Source organism: Kitasatospora sp. NPDC015121 (genome assembly GCF_055562955.1).
Genome location: NZ_JBVHEH010000011.1, coordinates 111,903 through 126,453, shown reverse-complemented (window position 1 = coordinate 126,453; position 14,551 = coordinate 111,903). Strand labels below are relative to the sequence as shown.

Sequence of the window (14,551 nt, the reverse complement as noted above, 5' to 3'; positions counted from 1 at the left end):
CCCAGCCGTACCCGGATGTGGAGGGCACGGAACCGGCCGCGGGCGACACCCCCGACCGGCCCGTGAACCCGCTGCGCGACCCCGCCGACCGGCGGCTGCCGAGGATCGCCGGCCCGTCCGGCCTGGTGATCTTCGGCGTCACCGGCGACCTGTCGCGCAAGAAGCTGATGCCGGCGGTCTACGACCTCGCCAACCGCGGCCTGCTGCCGCCGGGCTTCTCGCTGGTCGGGTTCGCCCGCCGCGAGTGGGAGGACGAGGACTTCGCCAACGAGGTGCACGACGCCGTCAAGGAGCACGCCCGCACGCCCTTCCGCGAGGAGGTCTGGGAGCAGCTCGCCAAGGGCATGCGCTTCGTGCAGGGCGACTTCGGCGACGACGAGGCCTTCGACACCCTGCGCCGCACCATCGAGGACCTCGACCAGGCGCAGGGCACCAGCGGCAACTTCGCGTTCTACCTGTCGGTGCCGCCGAAGTTCTTCCCGACCGTGGTCCAGCAGCTCAAGAAGCACGGCCTGACCGACCCGCCGCAGGGCTCCTGGCGCCGCGCGGTGATCGAGAAGCCCTTCGGCCACGACCTGGCCAGCGCCCAGGAGTTGAACCGGATCGTCCACGAGGTCTTCCCCCGGGACGAGGTCTTCCGGATCGACCACTACCTGGGCAAGGAGACCGTCCAGAACATCCTGGCGCTGCGCTTCGCCAACCAGATGTTCGAGCCGATCTGGAACCGGTCGTACGTCGACCACGTGCAGATCACCATGGCCGAGGACATCGGCATCGGCGGCCGGGCCGGCTACTACGACGGCATCGGCTCCGCCCGCGACGTCATCCAGAACCACCTGCTGCAGCTGATGGCGCTGACCGCCATCGAGGAGCCGGCGTCCTTCCACCCGAAGGCGCTGGTCGCCGAGAAGCTGAAGGTGCTCAGCGCCGTCAAGCTGCCCGCCGACCTGGGCGCGCACACCGTGCGCGGCCAGTACGCGGCGGGTTGGCAGGGCGGCGAGGAGGTCGTCGGCTACCTGGACGAGGACGGCATCAACCCCGAGTCCCGGACCGACACCTACGCCGCGATCAAGCTGGAGATCAACAACCGGCGCTGGGCGGGCGTCCCGTTCTACCTGCGCACCGGCAAGCGGCTGGGCCGCCGGGTCACCGAGATCGCGGTGGTCTTCCAGCGCGCCCCGTACCTGCCGTTCGACTCCTACGCCACCGAGGAGCTCGGCCAGAACGCCCTGGTGATCCGCGTCCAGCCGGACGAGGGCGTCACCGTGCGCTTCGGCTCGAAGGTCCCCGGCACCGCGCTGGAGGTCCGCGACGTCACGATGGACTTCGCCTACGGCGAGTCCTTCACCGAGTCGAGCCCCGAGGCGTACGAGCGCCTCATCCTGGACGTGCTGCTCGGCGACGCGAACCTCTTCCCGCGGCACCAGGAGGTCGAGCTGTCCTGGCAGATCCTCGACCCGATCGAGCAGTACTGGGACAGCCACGGCAAGCCCGCGCAGTACCCGGCCGGCACCTGGGGCCCGGTCGAGGCGGACGAGATGCTCGCACGAGACGGCAGGAGCTGGCGCCGGCCATGAAGATCGACCTGACGAACACCACGTCCAGCAAGATCAACGCCGCCCTGATGGGCGCCCGCCGGGCCAGCGGCTCGACCGCCGCCGGCATGGTGCTGACCCTGGTCATCGTGACCGACGAGGGCAGCGCCTACGACGCCCTCAAGGCCGCCAACGACGCCTCCCGAGAGCACCCCTCGCGGACGCTCGCCGTCATCAAGCGGGCCGGCCGCTCGCCGCGCGCCCGGGCCGAGACCCGGCTCGACGCGGAGATCCTGGTCGGCACCGACGCGGGCAGCGGCGAGACGGTCATCCTCCGGATGCACGGCGAACTCGCCGCGCACGCCCAGTCTGTGGTGCTGCCGCTGCTGCTGCCGGACGCCCCCGTGGTGGTCTGGTGGCCGGACAACGCGCCGCTCAACCCGGCGCAGGACCCGCTCGGCGCGCTCGCCCAGCGGCGCATCACCGACGCGGTGACCGCCGAGTCCCCGGTCGGCCAGCTCGCCCAGCGGGCGGCCGGCTACACCCCCGGCGACACCGACCTCGCCTGGACCAGGATCACCGGCTGGCGCTCCATGCTGGCCGCCGCCCTGGACCAGCGCGACGTCGAGATCACCGGCGCGGTGGTCGAGGGCGAGTCGTACAACCCCAGCGTCGAACTGCTCGGCCTGTGGCTGCACAACCGCCTGCGCGTCCCGGTCGAACGGGTCGTCACCGGCGGCCCCGGCATCACCGCCGTCCGGCTGCGCACCAAGGACGGCGACATCACCCTCGACCGCCCCGACGGCCTGCTCGGCACGCTCTGCATGCCCGGCGCGCCCGACCGGATGGTCGCGCTCAAGCGCCGCGACACCGCCGAGCTGATCGCCGAGGAACTGCGCCGCCTCGACCCCGACGACATCTACGCCACCGCCGTCCGCACCCCGGTCGACCGGCTGCGCGAGCGGATCGCCGGAGTCGAGCACGCGGGCCCCGGCGGCACCGTGGAGGCCGAGGCCCCCGCGGCGGAGGAACCGGCGGAGCCCAAGGTCGTCGAGGCCGCGGCCGCCGCCCCGGCCCGGGTCACCGCCAAGCTGCCGGCGGAGAAGACCGCCGCCAAGAAGGCGCCCGCCGCGAAGAAGGCGTCCGCCGCGAAGAAGTCCGCCCCGCGCAAGCGGAGCGGCCAGTGAGTTCCGACCTCGTCCTGGTCCACCGGGACGCGGCCCTGCTCGCCCAGGCGGCCGCCGCCCGGCTGCTCACCGCCCTGGCCGACGCCCAGGCCGCCCGCGGCACCGCGCACCTGGTGCTCACCGGCGGCCGCAACGGCAACGCCCTGCTCGCCGCGCTCGCCGCCCACCCGGCGCGCGACGCGGTCGACTGGGCGCGCGTCGAGCTGTGGTGGGGCGACGAGCGCTACCTGCCGGCCGGCGACCCGGAGCGCAACGCCGTCCAGGCGGCCGCGTTCCTGGACGCCGTCCGGCCGCTCGGCGCCCGGGTGCACGAGATGCCCCCGGCCGACGGCACCCCCGCCGAGGACGCCGCCGCCCGCTACGCCGCCGAACTGGCCGCGGCCGCCGCCCCCGGCGAGCCGCTGCCGCTCTTCGACGTCCTGCTGCTCGGCGTCGGCCCCGACGCGCACGTCGCCTCGCTCTTCCCCGGCCACCCCGGCACCGAGCGGACCGACGGCACCGTCATCGCCGTCCACGACTCCCCCAAGCCCCCGCCCACCCGCCTCTCGCTCACCCTCCCCGCCCTGCACCACGCCCGCCAGGTGTGGCTGCTGGCCGCGGGCGCGGACAAGGCCGAGGCGGTCGCCCTCGCCCGCACCTCCCCCGGCGCCGCCACGGCCCCGGCCGGCGCGGTCACCGGCACCGAGCGGACGCTCTGGCTGCTGGACGAGGCGGCGGCGGGCGAGCCCGCCTGAGTCACCGCCCACCTGAGTCACCGCCCGCCGAGGGGCCCGGTCCGAAAACGGACCGGGCCCCTCGGCCGTCCTGCTACAACTCTGCTGTGGAGACGGAGAACAGCATCACCGGCGGCACCTTCCGGGGCCCCGTCGTGCAGGCCGCCACCGTGGTCCTCGGCCAGGCCCCGCCCCGGCCGTCCGGGCTGCCGCCGCGCGCCCTGTTCGTCGGACGGGAGCAGCTGCTCGCCGACCTGCTCGCCGCGCTCGGCACCGGCCCGGGCCCGCTCCTGGTCTCGGCGCTCGCCGGCCTCGGCGGGATCGGCAAGACCGCCCTCGCCGTGGAGGCCGCCCACCGGGCCGGAGCGCTGTTCCCCGGCGGGGTCCTCTTCGTCGACCTGCACGGCTACGACGAGCACCCGGTCACCCCCGAGCAGGCCCTCGACACCCTGCTGCACGCCCTCGGCGCGGACGCCCCGGCCGACCCGGCCGCCAAGCAGCACCTCTACCGCAGCAGGCTCGCCGCCGTCGACGGCCCGCTGCTGCTGATCGCCGACAACGCCTCCTCCGCCGCGCAGGTCTCCCCGCTCCTGCCCGGCGACCCGCGCCACCGCGTCCTGGTCACCAGCCGCCACCGGCTGGCCGACCGCCTCCTGGCGCCCCGGCACTTCCCCCTCGACGTCCTCGACGAGGCCGAGTCGGTCGCCCTGCTCGGCGCGCTCTCCGGCCGTGCGGACGACGCCTTCCCGGCGATCGCCCGGCTGTGCGGCCACCTCCCGCTCGCCCTGCGGATCGCCGGCGCGCTGCTCTCCGAGCGCACCCCCGCCGAACTGGTCGCCGACCTGGGCGACGCCCGCCGGCGGCTGACCGCCCTGGAGCACGGCCCCGACCTGGCAGTCCGCGCCGCCTTCGACCTCTCCCACCGGCGCCTGTCCCGGCCCGAGGCCCGCCTGTTCGCCCTCCTGGCGCTGCACCCCGGCCCGGACCTGCCGCCCGGCGCGGCGGCCGCCCTCGCCGACCGGCCCGAAGCCGAGCTCGCCGAGCCGCTGCGCGCCCTGGTCCGGGCCCACCTGCTGGAGGCCGAGGGCGGGCGGTACCGCTTCCACGACCTGGTCCGGCTCTACGCGGCGGAGCAGCGGGTGCGGGGGGCCGACCGCGCCCGGAGGCGGCTGGTCCGCCACTACCTGGCGGCGCTGGCCGACATCACCGCCGGGCGGGCGCCGTTCACCGGGGCCCGCGTCCGGGAGTGGCTGCAGGCCGAGAGCGCGTCCCTCTTCGCGCTGCTGCCGCTCGCCCGCCGCCACGGCGGGAGGGCCGCGGAGCGGCTGATCGGCGCGCTCGGCCACCGGCACGTGCAACTGGTCACGCAGAACGTGCTCCAGCTGGTGCACAACACCGCGCTCAGGCTGGCCCTGCTGGCCCTGACGGTCGAGCGGGAGGAGCGCGCGGGAAGGCCGACGGCCCGCTTCCGGGAGGAGACCGTCCGGGAGCTCGACCTGGTGGCGCCGCTGCTGGAGCGGAACGTCCGGCAGCTGGACCGGCCGGAGGGGACGGAGCTGCGCCCGGGCTACCGGGACACCGCCCTGCACCTGGTCGGGCAGGCCCGGGAACTGCGCGCGGCCGCCCGGGAGTTCGCCGCCGCCGACGGGTCGGCCGTCTCCGCGCTGGCCGCCCTCGTCCCCCTGGTGGCGCGGATGGCGGAGCCCGTCGCGCGCCTGGACGACCCGCTGGTGGCCGCCGAGCACCAACTCGCCCTGTCCGTGCTCCACCGGGTGCTGGGCGATTCCGCCGCCGAGGCGGCCGCCCTGGCCCGGGCGGCCGAGGGGATCCCGGCCGACGACCCGGACCTGCCCCGGGTGCGGGCCCGCCTCGCCGAAATCACCGAGGGCGCCACCGGTGACCGGTGACGCCCTCCGCACCGAGGTGCGCCGTGCTCAGATCTCGCCGCGCAGCTTGGCCAGCGCCTCGGCGAGGATCGCCTCGCCGTCCGCGTCGGTGCGGCGCTCGCGGACGTAGGCGAGGTGGGTCTTGTAGGGCTCGTTGCGGGCCGGGGCGGGCGGGTTGTGCTCGTCCTGGCCGGCCGGGAAGCCGCAGCGCGGGCAGTCCCAGGTGTCCGGGATCGCCGCCTCGGCGGCGAAACTCGGACGCGTCTCGTGCTTGTTGGCGCACCAGAAGGAGATGCGGTTGCGCGGGGCGGACTCGCCGCGCTCCGCTTCGCCCATCGGGCCGGCGCCGACTCTGCTGCCTCGGATCGCGTTGCCACTTGCCACGGTCTGACTCCCTGCGTGCTGGTGCCGTCCGGCCGCGGCTGGGCGGACGGTGGCGAAGTCGTCCTAGTGTAAGCGGGAGTTAAGCCAGCGCCACCATCGCCCGCCGAGTTGGTGTCAGTTGGTCTTGAGCAGCAGCCCGAGGACCACGATGCACGCGAACCAGGCGATGCCCAGGATCACGGTGATGCGGTCGAGGTTGCGCTCGGCCACCGCGGAACCGCCACCGGTGGAGGCCGCGCCGCCGCCGAACATGTCGGACAGGCCGCCGCCCTTGCCCTTGTGCAGCAGCACCATCAGGATCAGCAGCGCGCTGAGGAGGATCAGAGCAATCTCGAACCCGAGAACCACGACGGACCAACTCTCTCGAATCTTCGGCGAAGGGGCCGGGCCCGCTCCACGCGGTCCGGCCCCAAAGCCTACGTTGCCGCAGGGGCGTTAGCCTACTGCCTGCTCACGGTAGCGCACGATCTTGACGAACTCCTCGGCGTCCAGCGAGGCGCCGCCGATCAGGGCGCCGTCGACGTCGGGCTTGGCCATCAGGCCGGCCGCGGACGAGGACTTCACCGAACCGCCGTACAGCACGCGGACCTTGCCGGCCAGGTCGGCGCCGTACAGCTCGGCGAGCCGGGCCCGGATCGCGCCGCAGACCTCCTGCGCGTCCTCGGGGGTGGCGACCTCGCCGGTGCCGATCGCCCAGACCGGCTCGTACGCGACGACGATGCTCTCGGCGTCGGACGCCGGGACGCCCTCCAGGGCGCCGTCCAGCTGCGCCAGGGTGTGCGCGACGTGGGTGCCGGCCTTGCGGACCTCCAGCGGCTCGCCGATGCACAGGATCGGGGTGATCCCGTTGCGGTAGGCGGCCTTCACCTTGGCGTTGACGATCTCCTCGTCCTCGCCGTGGTACTGGCGGCGCTCGGAGTGGCCGATCACCGCGTAGGCGACCTTCAGCTTCGCCAGCATCGGGCCGGACACCTCGCCGGTGTAGGCCCCGCCGTCGTGCCGGGAGATGTCCTGCGAGCCGTACTTGAGCTTCAGCTTGTCGCCGTCGACCAGGGTCTGCACCGAGCGCAGGTCGGTGAACGGGACCAGGACGGCGACCTCGACGGCCTCGTAGTCCTTGTCGGCCAGCGAGAACGCCAGCTTCTGGGTGTGCTGGATGGCCTCGAGGTGGTCGAGGTTCATCTTCCAGTTGCCCGCCATCAGCGGGAGACGCTCAGTCATGTCCTTCTCAGTCCTCCAGGGCGGCGAGACCGGGGAGCGTCTTGCCCTCCAGGTACTCGAGGCTCGCGCCACCGCCGGTCGAGATGTGTCCGAACTTCGCCTCGTCGAAGCCCAGGGTGCGCACCGCCGCCGCCGAGTCGCCGCCGCCGACCACGGTGAACGCGTCGGAGTCGAGCAGCGCCTGGGCGACCGCCCGGGTGCCGTCGGCGAACGCCGGGTGCTCGAAGACGCCCATCGGGCCGTTCCAGAACACCGTCTTGGCGTCGGCGATCTTCTCCGCGAACAGCCGCGCGGTCTTGGGGCCGATGTCCAGGCCGAGCGCGCCGTCCGGGATCGCGTCCACGTCGACGACCGCGAAGTCCTCGACCGGGGCGCCGCCCTTGACGTCCGGGAAGCTGCCGGAGACCGCGGTGTCCAGCGGGATCACGAACTCGACGCCCTGCTCGGCGCCGCGCTTCAGGTAGTCCTGGACGACCGGGATCTGGTCCTCCTGGAGCAGCGAGGCACCCACGCCGTGGCCCTGGGCCGCGATGAAGGTGTACATCATGCCGCCGCCGATCAGGATCCGGTCGGCCTTGCCGAGCAGGTTCTCGATCACGCCGACCTTGTCGGAGACCTTGGAGCCGCCGAGCACCACCACGTACGGGCGGGCGACGTCCTCGGTGAGGCGCTTGAGGACGCCCACCTCGGTGGCGATCAGGTCGCCGACCGCGTGCGGCAGCCGGGCCGGGAGGTCGTAGACGGAGGCGTGCTTGCGGTGCACCGCGCCGAAGCCGTCGCCCACGTACAGGTCCGCGAGGGCGGCCAGCTCGTCGGCGAACGCGCCGCGCTCGGCGTCGTCCTTGGACGTCTCGCCGGCGTTGAAGCGCAGGTTCTCCAGCAGCGTGACCTCGCCGTCGCCGAGGGCGGCGACGGTGGCCTTCGCGCTGTCCCCGACGGTGTCGGTGGCGAACGCCACCGGCCGGCCGAGGATCTCGCCGAGGCGGACGGCCACCGGCGCGAGGGAGAACTTCGGGTCCGGCTCGCCCTTGGGACGGCCCAGGTGCGAGGCGACCACCACGCGCGCGCCGCGCTCGACGAGCTTGGCGATGGTCGGCGCGACGGCCCGGATCCGGCCGTCGTCGGTGATGGTGTCGCCGGACAGCGGCACGTTGAGGTCGGCGCGGACGAACACCCGCTTGCCGGAGACCTCCAGGTCTTCGATCGTCTTCACGGTCATGCTCCTCAGGGGTGGAACGGTGCGCAGACGGCGACACGACGGCGGGCCACCGGTGGGGGTAGGACGGACGAGGGGGCGCAGCGGCAGGGCCCGGTCGGCGGTGACAGCCGTCCGGGCCCTGCCCCTTACGTCACGTCGACTACCGCTGGGGTCAGAGCTGGTCGCCGACGAGGGAGACCAGGTTGACGAGGCGGTTGGAGTAGCCGAACTCGTTGTCGTACCAGCCGAGCACCTTGACCTGGTTGCCCTGGACCATCGTGAGCTGCGAGTCGAAGATGCAGGAGTGCGGGTCGTTCACGATGTCCGAGGAGACGATCGGGTCCTCGGTGTACGCCAGGTAACCCTTGAGCGGGCCCTCCTGCGCGGCCTTCTGGAAGGCCGCGTTGACCTCGTCCTTGGTGACCTCGCGCTCGAGGGTGACCACCAGGTCGGTGATGGAGCCGGTCGGGACCGGGACGCGCAGCGAGGTGCCGTCCAGCTTGCCCTTCAGCTCCGGGAGGACCAGGGCGGTGGCCTTGGCGGCACCGGTCGAGGTCGGGATGATGTTCTGCGAGGCGGCGCGGGCGCGACGCAGGTCCTTGTGCGGGAAGTCCAGGGTGACCTGGTCGTTGGTGAAGGCGTGCACGGTGGTCATCAGGCCCTTGACGATGCCGAAGTTCTCGTGCAGGACCTTCGCCATCGGCGCCACGCAGTTGGTGGTGCAGGAGGCGTTCGAGATGATGTCGTGCGCCGCCGCGTCGTACTTGTCCTCGTTGACGCCCAGGACGATGGTGATGTCCTCGTCGCTGGCGGGCGCCGAGATGATGACCTTCTTGGCACCGGCGGTGATGTGCTTCTTCGCAGCATCGGCCTTGGTGAAGATGCCGGTGGACTCGACGACGATGTCGGCGCCCAGGGCGGCCCAGGGAAGGTTGGCGGGGTCGCGCTCGGCGGTGACCTTGAAGGTGTGACCGTCGACGGTGATGCTGTCCTCGGTGTGCGAGACCTCGCCGGGGAAGGTACCGAGAGTGGTGTCGTACTTGAGCAGGTGAGCCAGCGTCTTGGTGTCGGTCAGGTCGTTGACACCGACGATCTCGATGTCAGCGCCCTGGGACTTGACCGCACGGAAGAAGTTGCGGCCGATGCGGCCGAACCCGTTGATGCCTACCCGGATCGTCACGAACCGATCTCCTCTTAGGTACGCCGGGCCGGAGCCCGACGGGGGTGAAATTTGGGTTGTCCCCGACCACTGCTGACCCTACCTCGCCCACGTGTCGCAGGGCACATCGCCTCACCGGTCGGACACGACGGCCCGGGCGTGCGGAAGGGGCGCGCGGAGCGGCCGCGGCGGCTGCCGCGAGCTGCTCCGCACGCCCCTCCGGGTGTGCCGTCGGACGGTTGACCGGCCGTCAGTTGAGGGCCATCTCCTCGGTCAGGTTGGCCTCGGTGTTGGGCAGGCCGAGTTCGGCCGCCCGCTTGTCGGCCATCGCGAGCAGCCGGCGGATCCGGCCGGCGACCGCGTCCTTGGTCAGCGGCGGGTCGGCGAGCGCGCCGAGCTCCTCCAGCGAGGCCTGCTTGTGCTGCATGCGCAGCGCGCCGGCCGCGGCCAGGTGCTCGGGCACCTCCTCGCCGAGGATCTCCAGGGCGCGCTGCACCCGGGCGCCGGCGGCGACCGCGGCGCGGGCCGAGCGGCGCAGGTTGGCGTCGTCGAAGTTGGCCAGCCGGTTGGCGGTGGCCCGCACCTCGCGGCGCATCCGGCGCTCCTCCCAGGCCAGCACGGACTCGTGCGCGCCGAGGCGGGTGAGCAGCGCGCCGATCGCGTCGCCGTCGCGGATCACCACCCGGTCGACGCCGCGGACCTCGCGGGCCTTGGCCGGGATCCCGAGCCGGCGGGCCGCGCCGACCAGGGCGAGCGCCGCCTCCGAGCCCGGGCAGGTGATCTCCAGGGAGGAGGAGCGCCCGGGTTCGGTCAGCGAGCCGTGCGCGAGGAAGGCGCCGCGCCAGGCGGCCTCCGCGTCGCAGGTCGCGCCGGACACCACCGCCGGGGGCAGGCCCCGGATCGGGCGCCCTCGTCCGTCCACCAGCCCGGTCTGCCGGGCCAGCAGCTCGCCGTCCTTCACCACCCGCACCACGTACCGGCTGCCGCGCCGCAGCCCGCCGGGGGCCATCACCACCAGATCCGAGGAGTGTCCGAAGATCTCCAGGAGGTCCTTGCGCAGCCGCCGTGCCGCAATGCCGGTGTCCAGCTCCGCCTCGATCACGATGCGGCCGCTCACAATGTGCAGTCCGCCCGCGAAGCGCAGGATCGCCGAGACCTCCGCCTTGCGGCAGCAGGCACGGGTGACGGGAAGCCGGGAGATCTCGTCTTTCACCGCTGCCGTCATCGCCATGGGCCGATCCTTCCATGAGTCCGGAAAATCCGGTCGTACGCGGCGGCCAAGAGCTCCGCGTCGTGTCGCGGGGTGCCGTCGTCGCGGGCCACCCGGTCGAGCACCAGGGCGGCGCCCATCCGCTCGGCGGCCTGCTCCAGGCCGGCCAGGTCGGCGACCCCGAAGGCGCCGCCGCTGACCGCCCGCTCGTCCACCAGGATCGCATCCACGGCCAGGTTCGGGGCGTGGTCGGCGATCACCTCCAGGTGGCGCTGCGGGGTGAAGCCCTCGGTCTCGCCGGGTTGCGGGGCCAGGTTGAGGGTGAGCAGGCGGCGGGCCCGGGTCTCGGTGAGGGCCTTGGTGAGCTCGGGGACGAGCAGGTGCGGCAGCACGCTGGTGAACCAGGAGCCGGGGCCGAGCACCACCCAGTCGGCCTCCAGGACGGCCTGCACGGCCTCCGGGACGGCGGGCGGCTCGTCCGGGAGCAGCCGGATCGACTGCACGGTGCCGGGCGTGACGGCGACGGCGGCCTGGCCGCGCACCGAGGTGGTCTCGCCGGGGCGCAGCGGGTCGTGGCCGCGGACCAGGGCCTCGATGTCGAGCGGGACGGCGGACATCGGCAGCACCCGGCCCTGGACGTTCAGCAGCCGGCCGACCCAGTTCAGCGCCTCGACCGGGTCGCCGAGCTTCTCCCAGAGCGCGACGATCAGCAGGTTGCCGACCGCGTGGCCGCCGAGCTCGCCGGTGCCGGCGAAGCGCTGCTGGATCACCTCGGACCAGGTCCGGCCCCACTCGTCGTCGCCGCACAGCGCGGCCAGCGCCTTGCGCAGGTCGCCGGGCGGCAGCACGCCGAGCTCGGCCCGGAGCCGGCCGCTGGAGCCGCCGTCGTCGGCGACGGTGACCACGGCGGTCAGCTCGGTGGTGAGCCGGCGCAGGGCCGACAGCGAGGCGGACAGGCCCTGGCCGCCGCCGAGGGCGGCCACCCTCAGTCGGTTGGGCTTCGGCACGCCGGGGCGCGGCCCCGCGGACCGCTCGGCGGGTCTGGTCCGGAGCTGCTGCCGTACTGGCACGTATCCCGTCACGCCGACCCCATGTTCCTGTCTCGTGCTCGGCCGGGGCGGCGGTACGGGTGGTTCCCGGCCGCTTACTCCCGGCCCATGTCCCGGTGGACCAGCACCGTTTCGACCCCGTCCGCGATCAGACGCTTCGTCAGCTGCTCGGACATCGCGACGCTGCGGTGCTTGCCTCCGGTGCAGCCTACGGCAAGCGTCATGTAGCGCTTGCCCTCGCGGCGGTAGCCCTCGGTGACGATCCGCAGCAGCTCGGTGTAGCCGTCGACGAACTGCTGCGCCCCGGGTTGCTGGAACACGTACTCTGCCACCTCCGGGTCGGTTCCGGTACGGGCGCGCAGCTCGGGGACCCAGTGCGGGTTGGGCAGGAAGCGGCAGTCGACGACCAGGTCGGCGTCGACCGGTAGGCCGTACTTGAAGCCGAAGGACATCACGGTGGCGCGCAGCTCGGGCTCGTCCTGGCCGGCGAACTGGGCGTCCATCTTGGCGCGCAGCTGGTGCACGTTGAGGTTGGAGGTGTCGACCACCAGGTCGGCCTCGCCGCGCAGCTCGCGCAGCAGCTCGCGCTCCTGGGCGATGCCGTCGACGATCCGGCCGTCGCCCTGCAGCGGGTGCGGGCGGCGGACCGACTCGAAGCGGCGGACCAGGGCGTCGTCGGAGGAGTCCAGGAAGAGCACCCGCAGCCGGACGCCGCGCTTCTCCAGCTCCTCCAGCGAGGTCAGCAGGTCGTCGAAGAAGGTGCGGCCGCGGACGTCGACCACGACGCCGATCCGCGGCACCGCGCCCTGCGAGCGGGCTCCCAGGTCGACCATGGTGGGGATCAGCGCGGGCGGCAGGTTGTCGACCACGAACCAGCCGAGGTCCTCCAGGCACTTGGCGGCGGTGGAGCGGCCCGCCCCGGACATGCCGGAGATGATCACCAGCTCGGGGGTGGTCTCCCCCGCGTTGGACACTGTCACGTCTCTTCCCCGCTTCTCGGTCCTGCTGTGGCCGTGCTGTCTTCGATGATCTCGCCCGTCGCGGTGTTGACCGCGAATGCGGAAGGTGTACGGGAGGCCAAGGCTGCCGCAACAGTCTCGGCCGTCCGGCGCCCGATCCCGGGGACCTCGCACAGTTCGTCGACGGTCGCCGCCCGCAGCTTCTTCAACGATCCGAAGTGCTTGAGCAGCGCCCGGCGGCGAGTCTCGCCGAGCCCGGGGACGGAGTCCAGCTCCCCCGCCGTGAGCCGTTTGGCCCGCTTGGCGCGCTGGTAGGTGAGGGCGAAGCGGTGCGCCTCGTCGCGGACCCGCTGCAGCAGGTAGAGGCCCTCGCTGGAGCGCGGCAGCACCACCGGGTCGTCCTGGCCGGGCAGCCAGACCTCCTCCAGCCGCTTGGCCAGGCCGCAGACCGCGACGTCGTCGATCCCGAGCTCCGTCAACGCCCGCACGGCGGCGGCGACCTGGGGCTGCCCGCCGTCGACCACCAGCAGCTGCGGCGGGTAGGCGAAGCGGCGGGGGCGGCCGTTCTCGTCGAGCGGCGAGGCCTCGCCCTCCGGCGTCCCGGGCGCCTCCTCCAGGGCCTCCTCGGGCACCGCCCACTCGCCGGTGCGCTCGCGCTCCTGGAGGTAGCGGCGGAACCGGCGGGTGATCACCTCGTGCATCGAGCGGACGTCGTCCTGGCCCTCGAAGCCCTTGATCTGGAACCGGCGGTACTCGCTCTTGCGGACCAGGCCGTCCTCGAAGACCACCATGGAGGCGACCACGTCGTCGCCCTGGAGGTGCGAGATGTCGAAGCACTCGATGCGCAGCGGGACGGAGTCGAGCTCCAGGGCGTCGGCGATCTCCTGGAGGGCGCGGCTGCGGGTGGTCAGGTCGGAGGCGCGCTTGGTCTTGTGCAGGGCCAGCGCCTGTTGGGCGTTGCGCTGGACGGTCTCCATCAGGTCCTTCTTGTCGCCGCGCTGCGGGATCCGCAGGTCGACCTGGGCGCCGCGCAGGCCGGACAGCCACTCGTGGACGGCGTGGTCGGGCAGCGCGGGGACGAGCACCTCGCGCGGGACCTGCTCGCTGTTCTCGCCGTAGAGCTGCTGCAGGGCGTGCTCGACCAGGCCGGCGGTGTCGACGTCCTCGACCTTGTCGGTGACCCAGCCGCGCTGGCCGCGGACCCGGCCGCCGCGGACGTGGAAGATCTGCACGGCGGCCTCCAGTTCGTCCTCGGCGAGGGCGAGCAGGTCGGCGTCGGTGCCGTCGCCGAGGACGACGGCGTTCTTCTCCATGGCGCGCTGCAGGGCGCCGAGGTCGTCGCGCAGCCGGGCGGCCTTCTCGTACTCCATCTCGGCGGCGGCCTCGCGCATCTGCTGTTCGAGCCGGCGCAGGTGGCCGCCGGTCCGGCCGGCCATGAAGTCGCAGAACTCCTCGGCGAGTTCGCGGTGCTCGGCGGCGCTGACCCTGCCCACGCAGGGGGCGGCGCACTTGCCGATGTAGCCGAGCAGGCAGGGGCGGCCGACCTGCCGGGCGCGCTTGAACACGCCGGTGGAGCACGTCCGGACGGGGAAGACCCGCAGCAGCAGGTCGACCGTCTCGCGGATCGCCCAGGCGTGGCCGTAGGGGCCGAAGTAGCGCACGCCCTTCTTGTGCGCGCCGCGGGTCACCTGGACCCGGGGGTACTCCTCGTCCAGGGTGACGGCGAGTTCCGGGTAGCTCTTGTCGTCCCGGTACTTGACGTTGAAGCGGGGGTCGAACTCCTTGATCCAGGAGTACTCCAGCTGCAGCGCCTCGACCTCGGTGGAGACCACCGTCCACTCCACCGAGGCGGCGGTGGTCACCATCGTCGCGGTGCGCGGGTGCAGGTTGGCGAGGTCCTGGAAGTACGAGGAGAGGCGCTGGCGCAGGCTCTTGGCCTTGCCCACGTAGATGACCCGGCCGTGCGCGTCACGGAACTTGTACACCCCGGGGGAGGGCGGGATCGCTCCCGGTGCCGGTCGGTAGGTGGACGGGTCTGCCATGCCCCTAC

13 protein-coding genes are annotated in these 14,551 nt (G+C 73.2%); 4 read left to right on the top strand and 9 right to left on the bottom strand.

All coding sequences use genetic code 11. The features are described 5' to 3' along the window. Nucleotides 1-17 precede the first annotated feature (17 nt). From zwf to ACZ3J7_RS17930, 4 genes are all read left to right on the top strand, one after another. Nucleotides 18-1,577: a glucose-6-phosphate dehydrogenase gene (zwf, locus tag ACZ3J7_RS17945; protein ID WP_465622140.1), complete on the top strand. Its 1,560-nt coding sequence runs from the start codon at nucleotides 18-20 to the stop codon at nucleotides 1,575-1,577. Beyond that, complete coding sequence (gene opcA, locus ACZ3J7_RS17940; protein ID WP_465621805.1) at nucleotides 1,574-2,722, top strand: glucose-6-phosphate dehydrogenase assembly protein OpcA; 1,149 nt, start codon at nucleotides 1,574-1,576, stop codon at nucleotides 2,720-2,722. Before zwf ends, opcA begins: the two co-directional genes overlap by 4 nt. Next, entirely contained in the window at nucleotides 2,719-3,456 is a 738-nt protein-coding gene (gene pgl / locus ACZ3J7_RS17935) for a 6-phosphogluconolactonase (RefSeq protein WP_465621803.1), read from the top strand. The genes opcA and pgl overlap by 4 nt, the downstream gene beginning before the upstream one ends. An 86-nt stretch (nucleotides 3,457-3,542) precedes the next feature. Next, entirely contained in the window at nucleotides 3,543-5,342 is a 1,800-nt protein-coding gene (locus ACZ3J7_RS17930) for an ATP-binding protein (protein ID WP_465621800.1), read from the top strand. Nucleotides 5,343-5,369: 27 nt separating this feature from the next. Here ACZ3J7_RS17930 and ACZ3J7_RS17925 read toward each other — a convergent pair whose 3' ends face one another. From ACZ3J7_RS17925 to uvrC, 9 genes are all read right to left on the bottom strand, one after another. Continuing rightward, nucleotides 5,370-5,657 (bottom strand): RNA polymerase-binding protein RbpA, encoded by a 288-nt coding sequence (locus tag ACZ3J7_RS17925; RefSeq protein ID WP_014138616.1) that lies wholly within the window; start codon nucleotides 5,655-5,657, stop codon nucleotides 5,370-5,372. A gap of 162 nt (nucleotides 5,658-5,819) precedes the next feature. Next, nucleotides 5,820-6,053, bottom strand: a complete 234-nt coding sequence (gene secG / locus ACZ3J7_RS17920; protein WP_465621798.1) for a preprotein translocase subunit SecG — start codon at nucleotides 6,051-6,053, stop codon at nucleotides 5,820-5,822. Between the two features lie 87 nt (nucleotides 6,054-6,140). Continuing rightward, nucleotides 6,141-6,926: a triose-phosphate isomerase gene (gene tpiA / locus ACZ3J7_RS17915; RefSeq protein WP_465621796.1), complete on the bottom strand. Its 786-nt coding sequence runs from the start codon at nucleotides 6,924-6,926 to the stop codon at nucleotides 6,141-6,143. A 7-nt stretch (nucleotides 6,927-6,933) separates the two neighbouring features. After that, complete coding sequence (locus ACZ3J7_RS17910) at nucleotides 6,934-8,139, bottom strand: phosphoglycerate kinase (RefSeq protein ID WP_465621794.1); 1,206 nt, start codon at nucleotides 8,137-8,139, stop codon at nucleotides 6,934-6,936. A gap of 157 nt (nucleotides 8,140-8,296) precedes the next feature. Further along, entirely contained in the window at nucleotides 8,297-9,304 is a 1,008-nt protein-coding gene (gap, locus tag ACZ3J7_RS17905; RefSeq protein WP_014138612.1) for a type I glyceraldehyde-3-phosphate dehydrogenase, read from the bottom strand. A gap of 229 nt (nucleotides 9,305-9,533) precedes the next feature. Beyond that, nucleotides 9,534-10,514: a DNA-binding protein WhiA gene (whiA, locus tag ACZ3J7_RS17900; protein ID WP_014138611.1), complete on the bottom strand. Its 981-nt coding sequence runs from the start codon at nucleotides 10,512-10,514 to the stop codon at nucleotides 9,534-9,536. Continuing rightward, entirely contained in the window at nucleotides 10,505-11,575 is a 1,071-nt protein-coding gene (locus ACZ3J7_RS17895; RefSeq protein ID WP_465621789.1) for a gluconeogenesis factor YvcK family protein, read from the bottom strand. Before ACZ3J7_RS17895 ends, whiA begins: the two co-directional genes overlap by 10 nt. 62 nt (nucleotides 11,576-11,637) lie before the next feature. Beyond that, nucleotides 11,638-12,522: an RNase adapter RapZ gene (gene rapZ / locus ACZ3J7_RS17890; protein WP_465621786.1), complete on the bottom strand. Its 885-nt coding sequence runs from the start codon at nucleotides 12,520-12,522 to the stop codon at nucleotides 11,638-11,640. Continuing rightward, nucleotides 12,519-14,543 (bottom strand): excinuclease ABC subunit UvrC, encoded by a 2,025-nt coding sequence (uvrC, locus tag ACZ3J7_RS17885; protein ID WP_465621784.1) that lies wholly within the window; start codon nucleotides 14,541-14,543, stop codon nucleotides 12,519-12,521. Before uvrC ends, rapZ begins: the two co-directional genes overlap by 4 nt. Between the last annotated feature and the right edge of the window lie 8 nt (nucleotides 14,544-14,551).

What these genes read in the sequence shown, in the direction of transcription:
- uvrC (WP_465621784.1), bottom strand. Translation starts at nt 14,543, where the DNA reads ATGGCAGACCCGTCCACCTACCGACCGGCACCGGGAGCGATCCCGCCC.
- tpiA (WP_465621796.1), bottom strand. Translation starts at nt 6,926, where the DNA reads ATGACTGAGCGTCTCCCGCTGATGGCGGGCAACTGGAAGATGAACCTC.
- opcA (WP_465621805.1), top strand. Translation starts at nt 1,574, where the DNA reads ATGAAGATCGACCTGACGAACACCACGTCCAGCAAGATCAACGCCGCC.
- whiA (WP_014138611.1), bottom strand. Translation starts at nt 10,514, where the DNA reads ATGGCGATGACGGCAGCGGTGAAAGACGAGATCTCCCGGCTTCCCGTC.
- ACZ3J7_RS17925 (WP_014138616.1), bottom strand. Translation starts at nt 5,657, where the DNA reads ATGGGCGAAGCGGAGCGCGGCGAGTCCGCCCCGCGCAACCGCATCTCC.